We start from the raw sequence: 19,580 nt of genomic DNA, 5'->3' as shown, positions 1-19,580 counted from the left end.
GAGTAGGGGAGTAGGGGAGTAGGGGCATGCGTTCCACAGTGCAATCTACACCACTGCCATACTGCCTTACTCCCCTATTCCCTTACTCCCTTACCGGTCTCAAATACCTTCGCCGGCAAGCTCCTCGGAAAGTGCGGCGACCTGGTCCTGGGCGCTGCGCATCATCGGGTAGATGCCGAGAACGCGCTGCCAGGCTTCGAGCGCCGACTGCTTGTGGCCGGTTTCGGCCATGATCTGGGCCAGGCCGGAAAGCGCGCCGAAATGGCGTGGTTCGAGCTGCAGGGTGCGGTCGATGTCCGCCATCGACTTCCCGTAGTTCTTCATCATGAAATGAACAGTGGCGCGCCGGTTCCAGCCTTCCGCATAGGTCGGCTGCAAAGTCACCACCTGATCGAGGAAATCGAGCGCGACATCGAATTTCTGGTTTTCGATTGCCTTCTGCGACCATTGCATCATCAGGTCGATCGAGGCGCTACCCGACTGGGACCACTCGCTGCCGATGCGTCCGGCGATGCGCTCGGCCGCCTTTTCATTGCGTTCGCGCTTGAGATCGGCAAACAGCTGATCGAGCCGGGCCTGTTTCGTCTTGACGACCGGAGGTGCTGTCGACGGAGTTGCTGTCGGATCTTCAGCCCAAGCCGGCAGCGAGACAGCGCCGGAAACGAGGAAAGCCGTGAAAAATGCAAAAAGAATCCGCATCGCGGGAATCTAGCCCCCGACGCCGGATCGTCAAACTGAATTTAGCGTGAGAGGCGTATCATGCGCACGGAGGCACGCAGCCTCCGGTCGAAAACTCAACCTTGGCGCGCCTTGTAGCGCGGCGCGGTCTTGTTGATGATGTAGACGCGGCCCTTGCGACGAACCAGCTGGTTGTCGCGGTGACGCGCCTTCAACGCCTTGAGCGAATTCTTGATCTTCATTGGTCTTGCCCGTCGGTCTGGGCCCGATCACGGGCCGAATTATTAAGGCGCGCCCACAGACGCGCCTTTGAACTGTGCGTGGCTCATAGACGAGGAGCGTTGCCCGTGTCAACCGCAAGTGTTGCCGTAAGCGCGTTGTCTAAACGATACGGACCGTTTCGTATCATCACATATCCGCCACTGGCGCCTTGCGGCATTGCGCGGGCTTGAGACGGCTGGAATGATGCGGTTGCCGCGAATTGGAGATCATCATGCGCCGAATTCTTGTGTCCGCCTGTCTTGCCGTCCTCGCGGCAGGCTCTGTTGCCCATGCGCAGGAATGCGACCGCAACGACGAAAGCCAGCAGATGATGAACATCTGCGCCGACGCGGACACCAAATCCGCCGACGCCAAGCTCAACAAGGCCTACCAGGATCTCATCGGCGGAAGCGATGCAAAAGCCAGGAAGCTGTTGCAGACGGCGCAGCGCGCGTGGATCGCCTTTCGCGACGCGGAATGCAGCTATTCCGCCGCGGACAGCGAAGGCGGCTCGATCTATCCGATGCTGGTATCGGAATGCCTGACACGGCTGACCGACGACCGCACCAAGCAGCTCACCGCCGATTCGACCTGCGCGGAAGGCGATGTAAGCTGCGCCAGCCCCGACGAGGACGAGAGCGGCGACATCCAGTAAGCGTAGGTTCTAACTTTTTGTTTGAGCATGATCTTTTCCGAAAACCGGATTCCACTTTTCGCTAGCGCGGAACTTCGGTTCGGGATCATGCTCTAGCTGCGGCGGCTGACGCGCGTAAAATGGCCCATCTTGCGGCCGGGCCGCGCCTCGGCCTTGCCATAGAGGTGCAGCATCAGATCGGGCTCGGCGAGCAGCTCAGGAACGCGCCGGACATCGTCGCCGATCAGGTTTTCCATGACGCAGTCGAACTGCCGGGCGGGATTTCCCAGCGGCAGGCCGGCGACGGCGCGGATGTGCTGCTCGAATTGCGAGATGGTGCAGGCGGCCTCCGTCCAGTGGCCGGAATTGTGGACGCGCGGCGCTATCTCATTGGCCAACAGCGAACCGTCGGCAAGGACAAAGAATTCGACGCCGATGACGCCGACATAGTCGAGCGCCGCAAGGATCTCTGCCGCCGCCGTTTGAGCCGCAGCCGCCGTCTCGGATTTTACTCCGGCCGGCAGCGTCGAGCTTTGGAGAATACCGTTGCGATGGACATTCCAGGCCGGATCGTAGGCGGCGAGCGAGCCGTCGATGCCGCGCGCGGCGATCACCGAAATCTCACGCTCGAAGCCGACGAATGATTCCAGGATCAACGGCACGTTGCCCATCGCCTCGCAAGTACCGGCAAAGCCGCCTGTCTCCATGTTGCGGAAGACACGCTGGCCCTTGCCGTCATAGCCCATGCGGCGCGTCTTCAATATGCCGCTGCCGTTGAACTTTTTCAGCGCAGCCGTCAGTTCCTCGTCATTGTCGACGGGGCTGAAATCAGCGGTCGGTATGCCGATACCGTTGAGGAATTTCTTTTCCGCCAGCCGGTCCTGCGCCACTTCCAGTGCGCGTGCCGGCGGGTAGACCGGCACCGTAGAGGCAAGTGCCGCGGCGGCGGCGACCGGTACGTTCTCGAATTCATAAGTAACGACGGCACTGGCCGCAGCCAGCTCGCTAAGCGCGGCCGCGTCGTCATAGGCGGCGACGATCTGCCGGTTGGCGACCTGTGCCGCCGGGCAATCCGGCTGCGGCTCCAGCACGACGATGCGGTAGCCGAGGCGGGCCGCGGCCATCGCCAGCATGCGGCCAAGCTGGCCGCCGCCGATGATGCCGATGCTCGATCCCGCCGGCAGGCTCACGGCGCGTCCGTGGGCTCTGCGGCGACCTTGGCGGTCTGCGCGGCGCGCCAGCTATCCAGCCGGGCGGCAAGCTTTTCGTCGCTCAGCGCCAGCACCGCGGCGGCCAGAAGGGCGGCATTGGCCGCGCCGGCCTTGCCGATGGCCAAAGTGCCGACCGGAATGCCGGCCGGCATCTGCACGATTGACAGCAGCGAGTCCTGGCCGGACAGCGTCTTCGATTCCACCGGCACGCCGAACACCGGCAGCGGCGTCATCGCCGCCGTCATGCCGGGCAGATGCGCCGCACCGCCGGCGCCGGCGATGATCACCTTGTAGCCGGCCGCCTTGGCGCCCTTGGCGAAGTCATAGAGCCGGTCGGGCGTGCGGTGGGCCGAGACGATCAGCCGCTTGTGCGGAATTCCAAGCGCCTCAAGCGTTTCGGCGGCGTGGCGCATCGTCGTCCAGTCGGACTGGCTGCCCATGATGATGGCGACGTCGGCGCGTTGATCGTCCAAGCTTCTGCTCCCCGGCGACAAAGGCGCGCATTAGCGGAAATCGAAGGGAGCCGCAAGGATGGCCAGAAAGGGAAAGCCGCTTGTGCCGTTTCGGTCTACGCAAATGGCTAACGGGCGGCGGTGGTCATCGGGCGGCCGCTGCTCGGAAGCGGTTGACGAAGTCGTCAAGTTCAGGCCGTTCGGTATCGGAAATCGCCCAGTAAGAAAAGGCACCGTCGCTCCAGTGGACCAGCGAGAAGCCACCGGCAGAAAGATCGACCGGTCCGGCTGTCGAACCGGTTTCCTCAGGCGCGGCGACGAGGGTGATCAGGTGCTCGCGGTGCCGGTAGACCAGTGCCGGTACTGGCTGGTCGGCGATCACCTCGACCCGGCCGCCGAGCAACGCGAAGCCGTCACTGGCAAGATCGGGCGCCGGTGGCGACAGGCCAACCCTTCCATCCAGCCAGGGTTTGACCGTGTGCCGGTCCGACGAGACGACGTCCACCGGGCTGGCTGCCAGCAGGCTGCGGCGGTGGCCGCTGGCGACCGCGGCGGCAAAGCTGTCGGGCGCCCTGCTCAACATCATCCATTGGGTCGCGCCGCTGGCTAGCACGGCGGTAACGATGATCGACGCCGCCAGCGCGCGCCAGTCGAACGCGCCAAATCGGTGCATCGCTCGGTGCGCCGGCAGCACTCGAGCGGCGGGCGCCGGCGCCGACAGCACTTTCGCCGTACCGGCTGTCCCGATTGCAGCGATGCGAGCCTTGAAATCCTCACGGACATCGGGCCTCGGCAGCCCGCCGACAACGGTCTGCAGCGCAATGATGCGGGCATGCTCGGCGGCGAGCGCCGGATCGGCGGCAATGCGTCGCTCGACGGCCAATGCTGCTGCTGCGTCGAGCTCGCCATCGACCAAGGCATGGATCATCAGCTTCATGCCCGCCGGGTCATCTGGCAGTCCATCGTTGTGCGCGCTCATGGCGCCCTCCCAAGTTGGGATGTCAGCAGGCCGCGCGCCCTCGCCAGCCGCGACATCACCGTGCCTAGGGGGACGCCAAGCAGCGTCGCGATCTCGCGATAGCTGAGGCCGTTGATGTCGCGCAGCACCACGGTCTCGCGAAATTGCTGCGGCAGCGCGGCGATCGCCGCCTCGAGTGCCGCCGTGTCGGCCTTGGCGATCAGGCTTGCCTCAGGACTGTCGGTATCCGGCAGGCCGGCGCCGTAAGCAGCCGTCATGTCATCGAGATCGCTCAGGTCGCCGACGGCGACGATACTGCGTGGCCGATTGCGCGCCAGCCAGGAGTAACAGGCGTTCCGCACGATCGCCAGCAACCAGGCGCGCGCATTGCCGCCGGCATAGCCGGCGATGCCCGCATGCGCCTTCAAACACGCCTCTTGCACCACATCCTCGGCGTCGGCGGCGTTGCCGGTCAGCCAGCGGGCAAGCGCAAGCGCATCCGCGAGATGGGGCAGAACCACCTCGCGGAAGCGCTCGGCCGCGGCCTCTTGGTTCAACACCGTCGCATCGCCCGGCATCCCGGGCAGAACCTTCCGAACATCCTCACGGAGCGACGGTGATCCTGCCCTGCATGTGCGGGTGAAGCCCGCAGAAATAGGCATAGTCGCCCACTTTGGTGAAGGTGAAGGCATATGTGTCACCGGTGTCAAGCGCCTTGGAGCGAAACGAGCCATCGTTGGCGACCACCAGATGCGGGATGTCGTCGTCATTCTCGAAGGTCACGGTAGTGCCCTGCTTTACCGTCAGCACCGTCGGTGTGAAGGCAAAGTTCTCGATCTTGACCATTGGCTGGTCTGCCGCGTTCAGTGGCATGGAAATCATCGTCAGGATTGCCGCCAAACCGAACATGACAGATGATACGACCAAGAGGCGGGATGGAAAGCGGAGCATCGCATTTCCCCTCAGGCCAGCGTGCTGTCGATGATGGCGAGGTCCTGCCCGCCTTGCTTGACCGTCACGCTGCTTGTGCCGAGCAGGCTGCGCAACTGGCCGGCAGGTACCGTCATCGGCCCGGGTGAGGCTGCGGTGCCCGGCGCCGGTTGCGGGAAAGCGGTCGAGCGCGCGGTATGGAAGGTAACGTTGCCTTCGACCTTCTGCATGATCTGGTGGATATGGCCGTTGAGTACGGTGACAGAGCCGAAGCGCTTGAGCAGGGCCAAGGCCTGCGCCGCGTCGTCGGTGCCCCAGCCCCATTCGGGATAAACAGCCCATAGCGGGATGTGGGCAAAGACGACGATTGGCGTCGAGGCGGTGACCGCCTTCAGGTCATCGGCCAACCATGCCAACTGGTCGGCGCCGAGATTGCCCAGCCCGCCAGCCTTCAGATTGACGACGTTGACCAGCCCGATGAAATGGACGCCGTTCTGGTCGAACGAATACCAGCCGGCGCCCTTGGTGCCCTTGCCGTAGCGGTCGAGATAGGCCTGGCCGTTGCCGTCATCGATCAGGTCGTGCTCACCGGGCACATAATGCACGTCGAAGCCTGCGCCGCCGATGATCTGGGCAGCGTTGTCGAACTGCGCGGCTTTCGACAAATGGGTGATGTCGCCGGTGTGGATCATGAAAGCGGGCTTTTGCGGCAACGCCTGGATCTTGCCGATGGCCTCCTTCAGCGTGTCGATGGCGTGCGGGTTGGCAGCCTTGTCGAAGCCGATGTGGCTGTCGGAGATCTGGAGGAAAGTGAAACCGGTGGCCAGCGCCTCTGCGGCTTGCGCCGCGCCGAGCAGGCTGAGCGAAACCGGCACGCCGGCCGAAATCGTCCACAGCACTCCCGTGCCGGCCCAGATCATGCATTCCAGTGCATGACGGCGGCTGATGCCGTCAGCTTCATTGTCGTGGTGGTGGGTCATACCGGTCTCCTGCAACGCCGGAAATGGCGTCTGCTTGGGAGACCAATGGGCGGGGTGGTTTATTCCGCCCGACGACCAAAAGGTCATTCACAGTGCCGTGATGGCGCACTGGCCCGATGCGAAGCCGGCGCTGGAAGGCACTGGCTCGACCACGCTCTGCCGATGTCTAGTCAGGCCAGCGCAACGCTCCGGCGGACTGCTTGCGAGCGGGTTTCATCGCATCCGCGGGCCGATCGGCAGCACTCAACACCGCCCGCAGGCGTTCGGCAACGATCTCCGCCTCGCCGGGATGGAGATTGCAAGGATCAAGGAAGAAGTGACCGCGCTCGACCTCGTGGTTGCGCACGATCACGGGCGGCGAACCCGCGGCAAGCGCTGACGCCAGCCCGACGGCAGTGAAGCGACTTTCCGGCGCAACAAACACCTGCAGGCGGTCGAGAGGATTTCCGGTCGGATCTGGAATGATACGTGCCTCGATGCCAGGCAGGCCCTGCAATGCGGTTTGCCACAGATGCAGTGCGGCTTCTTCCCGCTGGCGAATGCCGGCATGGTCGCGCCGCTCCCAGGCTTCCAGGGCCGCCATGGTGCCGGCAATGCTCTCCTTGCCGACCTTCATGGCGCGCGCGACGCCCCGGTTCTGGAGATAGGCGGCCCGCACCAGATCCTTGCGGCCGGCAACGATGCCGCTTGTCGGCCCTGAGAGAAATTTGTGCCCGCTGTAGACGACAATGTCGGCGCCGCGCGCCAGAAAGCCGCGCAAATCGTATTCCGAGGCGGCGTCGACGATCACCGGCACGCCCTTGGCGTGGCAAATCTCGCAGAACTCCTCGAGCGAGAGCATGCCGTATTGCACGGTGTGGTGCGCAACGACGTAGAGGGCTGCCGCCGTCCGGTCCCGGATCGCCTCGGCAACATGGTAGTCCTGCGTGACGCTGACCGTGCCGGCAGGCACCGCTCTGGCTCCGGCAAGCCGGATCGACTGGTCGATAGGCGCGCCATAGTTGACGATGTGGCCAAGCTGAACGATGACCTCCGATTTGAGGCCCTCGGTGTCGTCCGGCAGCCGCTCGATCGCAAGAAGGCTGGTTCCGGTCATCGCGCCGGCAATCGCCATGGTTATGCCGCTGGCGCAGCACGCGGTGATGAAGCCGGCCTCGCCGCCGGTGAGGCGTGCAATCACAGTACTTGCGGCGCGTTGCAGATCGTCCATCTCGACCCATTGCGAGGCGATTTCCGACATTGCGGCAATCGCTTCCGGTACGATGATCGAAGCGCCGAGCGCCGTCATCGTGCCGGAAACATTGATGATCGGGCGAAGGCCAAGCCGTTCGCGGATTGTCGTGTTGGAACGATCAGCGGCATAGGTCGTCATCTCTGCAGATCCTGTCTCGAATGCTTTCAGGCGGCGATCTCGACGACCGCCTCGATTTCAACTGTGATGTTGCCCGGCAGCGAGCCGACACCGATCGCGGAACGGGCGTGTCCGCCAAGCGTATCAAAGACGGCGGCGAAAAGATCGGAACAGCCATTGACCACCTTGGGGTGCTCGCTGAATGTCGGCGTCGCATTGACAAAGCCCAGCAGCTTGACGACGCGCACGATGCGGCCGAGGTCGCCGGCCGCCGCATGCATGACGGCGAGCAGGTTCAGGCCGGTCAGACGCGCATGGTCATAGGCCTCTTCAACGCTGACATCCTCGCCGACCTTGCCGGTGCAGAGCGCGCCATCGGCGCGCAACGGCCCCTGGCCGGAGAGGAAGATCAGCCGTCCGCTCTCGGCGTAAGTGACGAAGTTGGCGATGGGCTTCGGCGGCTCGGGCAGTGTCAGGCCCAATTCCGCGAGCCGGATGTAAGGCGTCATAAAAGCTCCTTGCGACAGCTTTCGCCGTCCGATGTCAAAAATGCGAGGCGCGAAACCGCGCCAGGAAGCTGCGAAGGCGTTCATTGTCGAACCTCGCCGCCAGAATCTCGGCGGGTGGTCCGACGGCGCTGACACCGCCATCCGCCATGAAAACGATGCGGCTCGATGCATCGCGCGCAAAAGCCATTTCATGCGTGACCATCAGCATCGTCATGCCGTCTTCGGCGAGGCTGCGCACGACCTCGAGCACCTCGCCAACCAGTTCGGGGTCGAGCGCCGAGGTTATCTCGTCGAGAAGCAGGATCTTCGGCTCCATCGCCACGGCGCGGGCGATGCCGACGCGCTGCTGCTGGCCGCCGGAAAGCTCGGCCGGCAGGCTGTCGGCCTTGTGGGCGAGGCCGACGCGGCCGAGCCAGTGCTCGGCAATGGTGCGAGCCTCGGCACTGCTCTTGCCGCGCACCTTGCGCAGGCCAAGCATGATGTTGCCGGCCGCAGTCAGATGCGGAAACAGATTGAAGCTCTGGAACACCATCCCGGTCTCGGCTCGCATCGCCGCCAGGTCGCGCTCGCTGCGTCGCTGGCGTGTTCCCGTCTCGCGATAGCCGACCTCCTTGCCATTGATGCGGATCGAGCCGCTGTCGTAGCTCTCCAAGAAGTTGACGCAACGCAGCAGCGTGGTCTTGCCGCTGCCGGAGGGGCCGATGACAGTCACCACCTCGCCGCGTGTCACCTTGAGGCTGACGGAGCGCAGGACCTCGACGGATCCAAAGGCTTTGGAAACCTCGGAGACATCGAGAAGCGCCGGATTCTGGTGCGAGGCGTTGGACATCTTGCTATTCCCGGATGAAGGAGAAACGCCGCTCCAGGCGTCGGCTGGCCAAGGAGAGGGCGTAGTTGACGGCGAAGTAGACGAGCGCACCGAGAATGTAGAGCGGCATCGCCTCATAGGTGCGGCCGATGACCTGGTTGATCGCCTGCATGAGGTCGGTGATGCCGAGCAGCGAGACCAGCGCGCTACCCTTCACCGCGTCGGTGACGCCGTTGATCCAGGGTGGCAGGAAGCGCCTGAACGCCTGCGGAAAAATGACGTAGGCCAGCCGCTGGCGAAAGGTCAGCCCGATCGCCATCGCCGCCTCGGACTGACCCTTGGGGATCGAGCCGACGGCGCCCCTGAGATATTCGACGACTTGGGCGGTCTTGAACAGGGTGAGGGCGAGTACGGCCGCCCAAAAGGATTCCAGATGCAGCCCCACCGCGGGCAGGCCGTAATAGACGAAGAAGATCAGCACCAGGATCGGAATGCCGCGTATGGTGTCGCTGAAGATGCGCACTGCCCAGCGCAGCGGAGCCGGACCGTAGACAAGGCCGACGCCCATCAGCACGCCGGCGATAAGCGATAACACCACGACCAGCAGCGACACCCACAAGGTTACGGCAAAGCCTTCGGCGAGGAACGGCAAGGCGTAGATGATCTGGCTCAGCATGTCAGCGCGCCGCCTTGAACCGGCGCTCGACCAGCCGCAACGCGAAAAGCAGTGCATAGCCGGTCAACAGGTACATCGCCGTCACCACCAGGTAGACCTCGACAATGCGGAACGTGTTGAAGTTGATCCACTGGGCGCCATAGGTGAGTTCGGGTACCGAGATGACCGACGCCACGGACGTGTCCTTGAAGAGCGATATGAATGTGTTGGAAAGCGCCGGCAGGGTTATGCGCAGCATCGTCGGCAGGCGCACATGGAGCAGCCTTTGCCATGGCGTCAGGCCGATTGCCTTGCCGGCGTCGAGCTGCCCCCGCGGCACCGCCTCGAGCCCCGAGCGAAACACCTCGACCAGGTAAGCGCCGCTGTAGAGCGACAGCGTGGCAATAAATGAGGTTTGCGCGCTGTAGGCAATGTCGACCACCGTCGGCAGCCCGTAGAAGACCAGATAGACGAGCAGGATCAGCGGCACGTTGCGGATGAACTCGACATAGCCCGCGATGATGGTCCGCACCGCACGTCCGGCCGATACGTACCAGACCGCCAGAACGAGCCCGATGACGATACCGATTGCGATCGAGATCACCGCCAGCTCGAGGCTGAGCAGCAGTCCGCCCCAGAGCTTGTCGAAATGCCGCCAGATCAGGTTGAAGTTGAGGGTATAACCCATGCGTCCTCGTCATGGAGGGCTGTGATGCGAGGGAGGCGGAAGGACGTTGTCCCTCCGCCTGCTTGCATCAGATGACCGGGAAACCGGGATGGCGCGCCGGCGGCTCCTGTCCGAAATAATCCTTGAAGGCAGCGTCGTAGAGTGCCGTTTCATGGCCGAACATGGCGATGGTGAAGGTCTGGTTGACGAAGGTCAGCCAGTCGAGGTCGCCCTGCCGCAGCGCGGCACCATAAAGCATCGAGAACCAGCTCTTGCCGGCATCGAAGTACTTATCCGGATTGCGCGAGGCGAGCCAGCGCACCGTCGACAGATCGACCGCGGCGGCGTCGACGCGCTTCGATTCCAGTGCCTGCAGCACATTGGCCTGCGTGTCTATCTGCATCACCTGCGACTCCGGCAGTACGATATGCACGTTTGCCTCGGCATCGACGTTTTGCAGGATGGAAATCCGGGTCGCCGAACCCCCGGCAAGCAGCTTGTCGAAGGTCTTGTTTTCGGCGTTCGGAAGGGTCAGCAAGGCGATGCCTTCGACGTAGTATGGCCTGGAGAAGTGGATCAGCTGCGAGCGCTGGGCGGTCATGGTCATGAACTGGATGGTGATGTCGACCTTGTTGGTGGTCACGTTCGGAATGCGCTGAGCCGGATCCTGCATAACGAATTCGACTTTGGTCGGGTCGTCGAAAAGCCCCTTGGCGAGAATGCGACCCATGGTGATGTCCATGCCCACCAGTTCGCCGGCGTCGTTCTCGAAATGCCAGGGGGCATTGGTACTGCCGGTGCCGACGATCACCTTGCCGCGCTCGAGCACGGTGCGCAGCAGGCTGTCCGGCGCTGCCTGGGCCGCCGCTTTCTGAACGTCGACCGCGGTGGCGGCGCTCATCACTCCGGCCGTTGCAAGCCCGGCCATTCCCAGTTTCAGAAATTCACGCCTTTTGGATGTGTCGTTCACGGCGACCTCCTTTCGTGTTGTGTTCCCCTTTGGACCAGCAGTACAGGCATCGGTTGCAACTGACCTCATTGTCCCTTACAAGAGACGCCTGTACTCTGTACAAGACAGATTAACATCAGGGATCGATAATGCAAGAAGGCAATGCCTTGGCCGCTCGACCGGACGTCGGTCTGGACGAAGACAAGAACTCTGGCTCTCGGGAGAAGGGTCTCAACCGGGTCCTCCAGATTTTGGAGTTTCTCCACACGACCCAGCGTGCGATCGGCATTGGCGACCTTGCCAAGGGGGTAAACGCGCCGCGTTCGACGACTTATACGCTTGTGCGCTCGCTGGTCGACGCAGGTCTGCTGGAGATGGCCGGAGACGGCAATCGGGTCTATTTCGGAAAGAAGCTTTATCTCTACGGAATGGACTATGTGCGGGGCAACGACCTGCTCAGGCGAGGGCGCCAGGAAGTCGACCATCTGTCGCGCGAGACCGGCGAGACCTCGGAGCTGTGCATGCTGCAAAGCGGCCGTTACACCATCGTCCATTCAAGCCCGGGAACGAGGCCATTCCGGATCAGCTCGGCGACGGGTCTGCAAATACCGCTTCCCTGGACAGCGTCCGGGCGGCTGCTCCTCGCCGGGTTCGACAGGGCGGCGATCGAGGATATGGTCTCGGAAGACGATCTCGTACTGCCGGACGGCCGCAGGTTGCGGCTCGACGATTTCATAGCCGACATCGCCGTCGCCAAGTCGGCCGGCTACTGCGTTACCTCCGGCCTTGTCGATGCCTATACGAAATGCCTGGCCGCGCCGGTTTTTTCAGCACCAGGCAGGGTCGAGGCGACGATGTGCCTGGTGGTTCCGATCGATACTTCGAGCGAAAAGACCGACGATCTGATAGCGTTGTTGCGCGAGCGCGCCGCACGGCTTTCGATCGCGGCATAGCCGCTTTTCCAGCAGGCCGGCGCCGGCGTTCGTTCAAGCAATGGCGTTCGTTCAAGCAATAATGTCTGGAATGATCTTGTCTTCCAGCGCCATCAGCCTGTCCTTCAGGAAAAGCTTCTTTTTCTTCATGCGCTGGATCTGCAGCGGGTCGCAATTCATGGCGATCATCGCATTGATGGCCGCGTCGAAATCGGCGTGCTCCTGCTTCAGCCGGGAATATTCGAGGCGGATATCTGCCTGTTCCTGATCGGACATTTTTACCGTCTGCACGTCTGCGGCGCCCAAACTATGGGCCTGATTGGGCGGGACCGGGGTCTTCTTGCACCGGCGCGCAGCCCATACCACATTTCATATTGTCGTGGAATGCTACCACGCAGCATTCGACATCGGTGCTCGATGGTGGCAGACTGTCATTATGCCGTCACAGAAGCGAGCCTGCGGTGGACGCGCCTTGACGGCTGCAATCGAGGAAACCATGAAAGGGAGAACCAATCATGTCTCTTGCATCCCATCTTGATGAGCTGCAGCGGAAACACGGCGACATCGAACGGGAAATCGACGATGCGATGACCCATCCATCGGTAGACGACCTCGAAATCGTGAATCTCAAGCGGCGCAAGCTGGCGCTCAAGGACGAGATTGAAAAACTGAAGGCGAAACCGACGACGCACTGAAGCCCTTCCAGGACTAGCAGCGCCGCCCGGCGCGCGATCTTTCCGGTGGCATTGCTATGCTGCCGGAAACACTCGTGGATTTGCGGCAAGCTGCCGTCTTGTCATTTCCGATTTGCTGGGCCTTCGCGCCAGTCGCCATTGACAAGCCATCTTTGCTCCTCCACCTCATGCCCGGACCTTCAAGATTAAAGGCAGCCGGCATGACCGGATATTTTTCCTCACCCTTCCCACGCCGCAGGTCGGTCGGTGTCAATGTCGGCGGCGTGATTGTCGGCGGCGGCGCGCCGGTCGTCGTCCAGTCGATGACCAACACCGACACGGCCGATGTCGATCAGACGGTCGCGCAGGTGGCGGCGCTGCATCGCGCCGGCTCCGAGATCGTGCGCATAACCGTCGATCGCGACGAAAGCGCTGCCGCCGTGCCGGCCATCCGCGAGCGGCTGGAACGGCTCGGTATCGACGTGCCGCTGGTCGGCGATTTCCATTATATCGGCCACAAGCTGCTGGCCGATCATCCGGCCTGCGCCGAAGCACTGGCCAAATACCGTATCAACCCCGGCAATGTCGGATTCAAGGACAAGAAAGACCGGCAGTTCGCGGCGATCGTCGAGATGGCGATCCGATACGACAAACCGGTGCGCATCGGCGTAAACTGGGGCTCGCTCGACCAGGAGCTGCTGACCCGACTGATGGACGACAACCAGGCCCAGGGCTTTCCGCTGACCGCCCAGGAAGTGACGCGCGAGGCAATCGTGCAGTCGGCGATCCTGTCGGCCGAAATGGCTGAAGAGATCGGCCTTGCCCGTGAGAAAATCATCCTGTCCGCCAAAGTTAGCGGCGTGCAGGACCTGATCGCCGTCTACACGGAGCTTGCAATCCGTTCCGACCATGCGCTGCACCTCGGCCTGACGGAGGCGGGCATGGGCTCGAAAGGCATCGTCGCCTCGTCCGCGGCCATGGGCATCCTGCTCCAGCAAGGCATCGGCGACACCATCCGCATCTCGCTGACGCCGGAGCCGAACGGCGACCGCACGCGCGAGGTGCAGGTGTCGCAAGAACTGCTGCAAACCATGGGCTTCCGGCAGTTCGTGCCGATCGTCGCCGCCTGCCCAGGCTGCGGCCGCACGACCTCGACCGTGTTCCAGGAGCTTGCCCAGAACATCCAGGCCGACCTGCGCAAGAATATGCCGGTGTGGCGCGAACAATATCCCGGCGTCGAGAACCTCAAGGTCGCGGTGATGGGTTGCATCGTCAACGGTCCGGGCGAATCCAAACATGCCGATATCGGCATTTCGCTGCCCGGCACCGGTGAGACGCCGACCGCTCCGGTGTTCGTCGACGGCAAGAAGGCGGCGACGCTGCGCGGCCCGTCGATTGCCGCGGATTTCGAGAAAATGGTTTCCGACTACATCGAACGGCGGTTTGGGCAACACGGCAAAGCCGCGGCGGAGTAGTTCGATGCGGCGTTTGCTTGGGGCGACGCTGGTTGTCATTTCCGGGCTGGGCTGGGCGACAGCCGTCCAGGCCGATCCGCCGCGGCCCGCCAAGCAGAAGCTGATCGATCGAGTTTGCGATCTTATCGAGACGCATGCCGACCAGAACGGCCTGCCCCGGGCTTTCTTTGCCCGGCTGATCTGGAAGGAAAGCCGTTTCGATCCCAATGCGGTCAGCCCCGTCGGCGCGGAGGGTATCGCCCAATTCATGCCGAGCACCGCCAAGATGCGCGGGCTCGCCAATTCCTTCGACATCGAACAGGCGATCCCGGCCTCGGCAAAATACCTTGCCGAAATGAAATCCGGTTTCGGCAATCTCGGCCTCGCCGCCGCAGCCTACAATGCCGGCGAGAGCCGGGTGACGCGCTGGCTGAATTCCGGCGGCTTCCTGCCGTTGGAGACCGAAAGCTACGTCCTGGACGTCATGGGCGAGCCGGCCGACAAGTTCACCGATGCCGCCTATGCCGGCGTCATCCGGCCGCTCGACAAGAAGGCGAGTTTCGCTGCCGCTTGCCGCGAGCTGCCGGTGATCATGTCCAGAACCGTGCCGATGTCGTCGATCAACATCAAGCCGTGGGGTGTGCAGGTGGCCGGCAATTTCCGCCGCGCCGCGGCGCTCAATCAGTGGCTGAGAGTGAAAAGCCGGTTCCCGGCACTGCTTGCCGGCCACGATCCGGTGGTCAGCCGGGTACGTACCCCGATCGGCAGGCGCGGCATCTATGCCGTGCGGATCGGCGCCGATAGCAGAGCCAAGGCCGACACGATCTGCGACAAGCTGCAAAGCGTCGGCGGCGCCTGCATCGTGGTACGCAACCGGTAAAGCCATATGTCGGCGCGTTTTGCGCCATTGCTGCCCATCTCGCTCCCCGTGGGCACTTCGTCCTCGACACGTGAATCATATTTTCGGTGAACCGTTAGGCAGGTCTTGCATCGTCGTCGATGCGGGGTAAGGTCCCCGCGATTTTTCGCGAAAGGGATCAGCATGGCCGGCTTCAAGACACTGGACGACATCGGCAATATCAGCGGCAAGCGTGTGCTGGTGCGTGTCGACCTCAACGTTCCCGTCACCGAGGGCAAGGTCACCGACGCCACCCGCATTGAGCGCATTGCCCCGACCATTGCCGAGCTCTCCGGCAAGGGCGCCAAGGTCATCCTGCTTGCCCATTTCGGCCGGCCCAAGGATGGACCGACGCCGGAATTCTCGCTCGAACCGATCGCCAAGGCGACGGCGGACGTGCTCGGCCGCCCGGTTGGCTTTGCCGCCGATTGCATCGGCGACAAGGCGGCGAGCGCCGTCGCCGCCATGAAAGGCGGCGACGTGCTACTGCTCGAGAACACCCGCTTCTACAAAGCGGAGGAGAAGAACGACCCGGCCTTCACCGAAAAGCTCGCCGCCAACGGCGACATTTTCGTCAACGACGCCTTCTCCGCTGCGCACCGCGCCCATTCGTCGACGGAAGGGCTGGCGCATGTGCTGCCGGCCTTCGCCGGCCGTACCATGCAGGCCGAGCTCGACGCGTTGGAAAAGGGTCTTGGCAATCCCGTCCGTCCGGTTGTCGCCATCGTCGGCGGGGCCAAGGTCTCGACCAAGATCGACCTGTTGATGAACCTGGTGAAGAAGGTCGACGCGCTGGTCATCGGCGGCGGCATGGCCAACACGTTTCTGGCGGCACGCGGCACCGACGTCGGGAAATCCTTGTGCGAGCATGACCTCGCGACCACCGCCAAGCAGATCATGATCGAGGCGGCCGAGGCCGGCTGCGCCATCATCCTGCCCGCCGACGGCGTTGTCGCCAGGGAATTCAAGGCCGGCGCCGCCAGCGAGACTGTCGCCATAGCAGACGTGCCGGCTGACGGCATGATCCTGGATGTCGGTGCGAAAACCGTGAAAACCATTGCCGAATGGATCGACCGCGCCGCGACGCTGGTCTGGAACGGGCCGCTCGGCGCCTTCGAGATCGAGCCATTCGACCACGCAACGGTGGCGACGGCCAGGCACGCGGCAGCGCGCACCAAGGCCGGCAGACTGGTCTCGGTCGCTGGCGGCGGCGACACGGTGGCGGCGCTCAACCATGCCGGCGTCAGCGACGACTTTACTTATGTCTCGACGGCCGGCGGCGCTTTCCTGGAATGGATGGAAGGCAAGCCCTTGCCCGGCGTCGACGTCTTGAAGCGCTAACTGCGGCCGTAATGGCAGTGCGAAGGAGTGCGCCCGCGACTTTCAATCGATTCGCGCTTGTTTGACGAAATGGTTCGACTTGAACCTGCGTTGCTCTGGTGGTCTGCTGGGCGCGGATCAATTCTTTCAGGAGAAGCACGATGAGCGAACGTCTCGAGGACATTGCCGCCGCGATGGTGGCCAATGGCAAGGGTCTGCTGGCTGCCGACGAGAGCTCCGGCACCATCAAGAAGCGCTTCGACGTCATCGGCGTCGAGTCGACCGACGACAGCCGTCGCGACTATCGCGAGATGATGTTCCGCGCCAGCGAGGCAATGACCAAGTACATTTCCGGCGTCATCCTCTATGACGAGACCATTCACCAGAAGGCCGCCGACGGCACACCGCTGGTCGACATCATCAAGGCATCAGGCGCTATCCCCGGCATCAAGGTCGACGCCGGCGCCAAGCCGCTGGCCGGCTTTCCCGGCGACACCATCACCGAAGGCCTTGACGGCCTGCGCGAACGGCTCGCCGACTATTACAAGCTTGGCGCCCGCTTTGCCAAATGGCGCGCGGTAATCGACATCGATGTTGCCAAGGGCGTGCCTTCCGCCACCTCGATCGGCTCGAACGCCCATGCGCTCGCCCGTTACGCCGCGCTTTGCCAGGAAGCCGGCATCGTGCCGATCGTCGAGCCGGAGGTGCTGATGGACGGCGCTCATGACATCGACACTTGCTACGAGATCAGCAAGGCGACACTGACAAAGTTGTACACCGAGCTCTATGCAGCCCGCGTCGGGCTCGAAGGCACCATCCTGAAACCGAACATGGTCCTCGCCGGCAAGAAATCGGGCAAGGTCAGCAGCCCCGAGGAAGTCGCCGAAAAGACCATAAAACTGTTCCGCCAGACGGTGCCGGCCGCGATCGGAGGCATCGCCTTCCTGTCAGGCGGACAATCGGACGAGGAGGCGACCGCCAACCTCAATGCCATCAACGCCATCGGCCCGCATCCGTGGAAGCTGACCTTCTCCTACGGCCGCGCCTTGCAGGCCGCCCCGCAGAAGGCCTGGGGCGGCAAGGCGGCAAATGTCGCCGCCGCGCAGGCGGCCTTCGCCCATCGCGCCCACATGAACCATCTGGCAGCGCTTGGACAATGGCAGCCGATGCTTGAGCAAGCCGCCTGACCGAAAACATCTTGCGTTTCTCCTGGCCCGGGCCTCGTGCCCGGGTTTTTATTTGAAAAGCAGCAAGGGCTGCAATTTCTTGCAACTGAAATGCAGCTCGGTGTCGGCATTCGTCGCTGCCGAACGTCCTCCGTGAAAAGAGGAGCAGACCGATGCCAAACAACAAGACCGTTTCGCAGGAAGAGTGGTTTCAGGCGCACAAGGCGCATCTGGCGCGCGAAAAGGAATTGACGCGCTTTCGCGACCGCGTCGCCGCCGAACGCCGCGAACTGCCGTGGCTGAAGATCCGCAAGGACTACGTCTTCGAGACCGAGCAAGGGCCAAAGAAACTGCCCGACTTGTTTGGCGGCAATAGCCAGCTGATCGTCTACCATTTCATGTTCGGGCCGGGCGCCGATTATCGCTGCGAAGGCTGCTCATTCCTTGCCGATCATATCGACGGCGCCAACCAGCATCTCAGGCACCACGATGTCTCACTTGTCGTGGTAGCACGGGCGCCATTGGCCGAATTGGTGCCCTACAAGCAGCGCATGGGCTGGAAATTCGACTGGGTGTCGTCCTACGCCTCGGACTTCAACTTCGACATGCAGGTGTCATTCACCGACAAGCAGATCGCGGCCGGCGACACGACATACAATTTCGAGCGGCGTGCGCGGAGATCGAAGGACCTTCCCGGCACCAGCGTGTTCTATCGTGACGAGAAAGGCGACATCTTCCTGACTTTTATCGCGCGCTCCAGAGGCGGCGATCCGCTGATAGGCGCCTATCACTATCTCGATCTGACGCCGAAGGGCCGCAACGAATCTGGCCCGCATCATAGCCTCGTCGACTGGGTGCGGCTACATGACCAGTACGAAGACCGATCCGGGACGCATGACGGCTGCCATTGAGGCGACAAGGATGTCGCTGCAAGGTCGTTCACCTTCAGTACAACATGCGCTAAGTGCTGTGCGCTATGCCCTAAAAGGGACTTGCCATGCGGCGCTTTCCGACCCTTCTCACCTGGCTCGCCTTTCCGGTCTATGTCTGGCAAGGACTTGGCGTGCGTCGTCGCACCACCCGCATGCTGCCGGCACAAGGTCCGGTCATGCACGAGATATCTGGCCTGGCGCCAGCAATCTCGGTTCTGGTGCTTGGCGATTCCTCCGCCGCCTCGGTAGGCATCGGCAATTCCGAAAACGGATTGGCCGCGCAACTGGCGGTTCTGATTGCGCAACGCACCGGCCGCACCGTGCGCTGGCGGGCGGCCGGCTTCAACTCGGCAACCTCTGGCCAGATCCGCGATCATGTGCTGCCCAATCTATCGGCCGATCCGTGGACGCATATCGTGCTGGCCATCGGCACCAACGACACCAAGAATTTTCATTCGGTGCCGCGCTTCAAGCGCGAGTTTGGCGGCCTGCTCTACGCGCTGCGCGCCAAATGGCCGGAGGCGCGCGTCGTGTGGTCGCCGGTGCTGGAGTTCACCCGGGCGCCGGCAATGCCGCCGCTGCTCGGCAAGATCCTCGAAATCCGCGCCGTCGAAATGAACCGGATGGGCGAGCGCCTTTGCCTCGAACGCGGCGCTATACCAGCGCCCCGCCTGCCGATCACCGATGCCGAGGCCGGCTTTGCGTCGGATGGATTCCATGCTTCGGAAGCCGGCTACCGAGCCTGGGCGGAACATCTGGTCGGCCTGTTGCTCGCCAACGAACCGGGCGTCGCGTAGCGGGCCGCCGGCACTACGTCCAGTGCCCGAGCACCGCCGTAATCGAAATCGCTGCCATCGCCAGCAGCGCCAGCTTCCAGAAATCACTGCGCCGCTTCAGCCCGGGCCAGCCGAGCGGCTTGATCAGCTGGATGACCATCATGGCGATGATGACGAGCGCGAGAAGTTTCGACATGCAGCCTTTGATCAGCATCGCGGCTGGCTGTCAAAGCGGCTCCGCGATCGCCGTCTTTCCACTGCGGCAGGCCGCTTTTCAGCACTGGCTGATCACTTCGGTCGACAAATCGGAATGCCGGTCACGAGAGACGCACCCTCCTGACAGACTGCTGTCAGCAGGGGTGTGCGATAGTGCCTGCATCGAAAG

At 63.0% G+C, this 19,580-nt stretch carries 25 protein-coding genes; 9 read left to right on the top strand and 16 right to left on the bottom strand.

The window, feature by feature from the left end:
• Positions 1-99 precede the first annotated feature (99 nt).
• Positions 100-699: a tetratricopeptide repeat protein gene (locus AC0L2X_RS16530; RefSeq protein WP_473600040.1), complete on the bottom strand. Its 600-nt coding sequence runs from the start codon at positions 697-699 to the stop codon at positions 100-102.
• Between the two features lie 95 nt (positions 700-794).
• Entirely contained in the window at positions 795-920 is a 126-nt protein-coding gene (gene ykgO / locus AC0L2X_RS16525; RefSeq protein WP_006327841.1) for a type B 50S ribosomal protein L36, read from the bottom strand.
• Between the two features lie 251 nt (positions 921-1,171).
• Between ykgO and AC0L2X_RS16520 the strand changes: the two genes are divergently transcribed.
• Entirely contained in the window at positions 1,172-1,594 is a 423-nt protein-coding gene (locus AC0L2X_RS16520) for a lysozyme inhibitor LprI family protein (protein WP_352564609.1), read from the top strand.
• A gap of 92 nt (positions 1,595-1,686) precedes the next feature.
• Here the strand turns inward: AC0L2X_RS16520 and AC0L2X_RS16515 are convergent, their stop codons facing one another.
• The 12 genes from AC0L2X_RS16515 to AC0L2X_RS16460 form a co-directional block, all read right to left on the bottom strand.
• On the bottom strand, positions 1,687-2,763 hold the full coding sequence (locus tag AC0L2X_RS16515; protein WP_473600039.1) for a 5-(carboxyamino)imidazole ribonucleotide synthase: 1,077 nt from the start codon (positions 2,761-2,763) through the stop codon (positions 1,687-1,689).
• Complete coding sequence (gene purE / locus AC0L2X_RS16510; RefSeq protein WP_473600038.1) at positions 2,760-3,257, bottom strand: 5-(carboxyamino)imidazole ribonucleotide mutase; 498 nt, start codon at positions 3,255-3,257, stop codon at positions 2,760-2,762. Before purE ends, AC0L2X_RS16515 begins: the two co-directional genes overlap by 4 nt.
• Positions 3,258-3,381: 124 nt before the next feature.
• Positions 3,382-4,215 carry an anti-sigma factor family protein gene (locus AC0L2X_RS16505; protein ID WP_473600037.1) on the bottom strand — a complete coding sequence of 278 codons (834 nt, stop codon included), beginning with the start codon at positions 4,213-4,215 and terminating at the stop codon, positions 3,382-3,384.
• A complete protein-coding gene (locus AC0L2X_RS16500) occupies positions 4,212-4,772 on the bottom strand; it encodes a sigma-70 family RNA polymerase sigma factor (protein ID WP_473554845.1) in 561 nt (186 codons plus the stop codon). The genes AC0L2X_RS16505 and AC0L2X_RS16500 overlap by 4 nt, the downstream gene beginning before the upstream one ends.
• Before the next feature lie 25 nt (positions 4,773-4,797).
• Positions 4,798-5,067 carry a cupredoxin domain-containing protein gene (locus AC0L2X_RS16495; protein ID WP_473600036.1) on the bottom strand — a complete coding sequence of 90 codons (270 nt, stop codon included), beginning with the start codon at positions 5,065-5,067 and terminating at the stop codon, positions 4,798-4,800.
• Between the two features lie 89 nt (positions 5,068-5,156).
• Complete coding sequence (locus tag AC0L2X_RS16490; protein WP_352476153.1) at positions 5,157-6,104, bottom strand: metallophosphoesterase family protein; 948 nt, start codon at positions 6,102-6,104, stop codon at positions 5,157-5,159.
• A 166-nt stretch (positions 6,105-6,270) separates the two neighbouring features.
• Entirely contained in the window at positions 6,271-7,476 is a 1,206-nt protein-coding gene (locus AC0L2X_RS16485; protein WP_473600035.1) for an aminotransferase class V-fold PLP-dependent enzyme, read from the bottom strand.
• A 26-nt stretch (positions 7,477-7,502) separates the two neighbouring features.
• A complete protein-coding gene (locus AC0L2X_RS16480; protein WP_292655697.1) occupies positions 7,503-7,964 on the bottom strand; it encodes a RidA family protein in 462 nt (153 codons plus the stop codon).
• Between the two features lie 34 nt (positions 7,965-7,998).
• Positions 7,999-8,793: an amino acid ABC transporter ATP-binding protein gene (locus tag AC0L2X_RS16475; RefSeq protein ID WP_473600034.1), complete on the bottom strand. Its 795-nt coding sequence runs from the start codon at positions 8,791-8,793 to the stop codon at positions 7,999-8,001.
• Between the two features lie 4 nt (positions 8,794-8,797).
• Positions 8,798-9,448 carry an amino acid ABC transporter permease gene (locus tag AC0L2X_RS16470; protein ID WP_292655692.1) on the bottom strand — a complete coding sequence of 217 codons (651 nt, stop codon included), beginning with the start codon at positions 9,446-9,448 and terminating at the stop codon, positions 8,798-8,800.
• A gap of 1 nt (position 9,449) precedes the next feature.
• A complete protein-coding gene (locus tag AC0L2X_RS16465) occupies positions 9,450-10,115 on the bottom strand; it encodes an amino acid ABC transporter permease (protein WP_352714346.1) in 666 nt (221 codons plus the stop codon).
• A gap of 67 nt (positions 10,116-10,182) precedes the next feature.
• Positions 10,183-11,064 carry a transporter substrate-binding domain-containing protein gene (locus tag AC0L2X_RS16460; protein ID WP_031212143.1) on the bottom strand — a complete coding sequence of 294 codons (882 nt, stop codon included), beginning with the start codon at positions 11,062-11,064 and terminating at the stop codon, positions 10,183-10,185.
• Between the two features lie 128 nt (positions 11,065-11,192).
• On the opposite strand from AC0L2X_RS16460, the gene AC0L2X_RS16455 reads away from it, so the two are divergent.
• Positions 11,193-11,996, top strand: coding sequence for an IclR family transcriptional regulator (locus AC0L2X_RS16455; protein WP_473600033.1), 804 nt, complete (start codon positions 11,193-11,195; stop codon positions 11,994-11,996).
• A 51-nt stretch (positions 11,997-12,047) separates the two neighbouring features.
• Here AC0L2X_RS16455 and AC0L2X_RS16450 read toward each other — a convergent pair whose 3' ends face one another.
• Entirely contained in the window at positions 12,048-12,251 is a 204-nt protein-coding gene (locus AC0L2X_RS16450) for a YdcH family protein (protein ID WP_023678480.1), read from the bottom strand.
• Between the two features lie 239 nt (positions 12,252-12,490).
• Here AC0L2X_RS16450 and AC0L2X_RS16445 point away from each other — a divergent pair, with 239 nt between their 5' ends.
• The 7 genes from AC0L2X_RS16445 to AC0L2X_RS16415 all read left to right on the top strand — a co-directional run bounded on the left by AC0L2X_RS16445 (position 12,491) and on the right by AC0L2X_RS16415 (position 19,216).
• Positions 12,491-12,670 carry a YdcH family protein gene (locus AC0L2X_RS16445; protein WP_023678481.1) on the top strand — a complete coding sequence of 60 codons (180 nt, stop codon included), beginning with the start codon at positions 12,491-12,493 and terminating at the stop codon, positions 12,668-12,670.
• A 200-nt stretch (positions 12,671-12,870) separates the two neighbouring features.
• A complete protein-coding gene (gene ispG / locus AC0L2X_RS16440) occupies positions 12,871-14,124 on the top strand; it encodes a flavodoxin-dependent (E)-4-hydroxy-3-methylbut-2-enyl-diphosphate synthase (protein WP_473600032.1) in 1,254 nt (417 codons plus the stop codon).
• Between the two features lie 4 nt (positions 14,125-14,128).
• A complete protein-coding gene (locus tag AC0L2X_RS16435; RefSeq protein ID WP_473600031.1) occupies positions 14,129-14,983 on the top strand; it encodes a lytic transglycosylase domain-containing protein in 855 nt (284 codons plus the stop codon).
• A 162-nt stretch (positions 14,984-15,145) separates the two neighbouring features.
• A complete protein-coding gene (locus tag AC0L2X_RS16430; RefSeq protein WP_473600030.1) occupies positions 15,146-16,342 on the top strand; it encodes a phosphoglycerate kinase in 1,197 nt (398 codons plus the stop codon).
• A gap of 140 nt (positions 16,343-16,482) precedes the next feature.
• The gene (locus AC0L2X_RS16425; RefSeq protein ID WP_473600029.1) at positions 16,483-17,508 is read left to right on the top strand and encodes a class I fructose-bisphosphate aldolase; all 1,026 of its coding nucleotides are present in this window, start codon (positions 16,483-16,485) and stop codon (positions 17,506-17,508) included.
• 152 nt (positions 17,509-17,660) lie between these two features.
• A complete protein-coding gene (locus AC0L2X_RS16420; RefSeq protein WP_473600028.1) occupies positions 17,661-18,398 on the top strand; it encodes a DUF899 domain-containing protein in 738 nt (245 codons plus the stop codon).
• Between the two features lie 86 nt (positions 18,399-18,484).
• A complete protein-coding gene (locus AC0L2X_RS16415) occupies positions 18,485-19,216 on the top strand; it encodes an SGNH/GDSL hydrolase family protein (protein ID WP_473600027.1) in 732 nt (243 codons plus the stop codon).
• 13 nt (positions 19,217-19,229) lie between these two features.
• Here AC0L2X_RS16415 and AC0L2X_RS16410 read toward each other — a convergent pair whose 3' ends face one another.
• Positions 19,230-19,391 carry a hypothetical protein gene (locus AC0L2X_RS16410; protein ID WP_008873884.1) on the bottom strand — a complete coding sequence of 54 codons (162 nt, stop codon included), beginning with the start codon at positions 19,389-19,391 and terminating at the stop codon, positions 19,230-19,232.
• Positions 19,392-19,580: the final 189 nt, after the last annotated feature.

It is taken from the genome of Mesorhizobium sp. WSM4828 (genome assembly GCF_055811175.1).
Note: the sequence above shows the minus strand (reverse complement) of the source record. Positions and strands in the feature narration are given on the sequence as shown.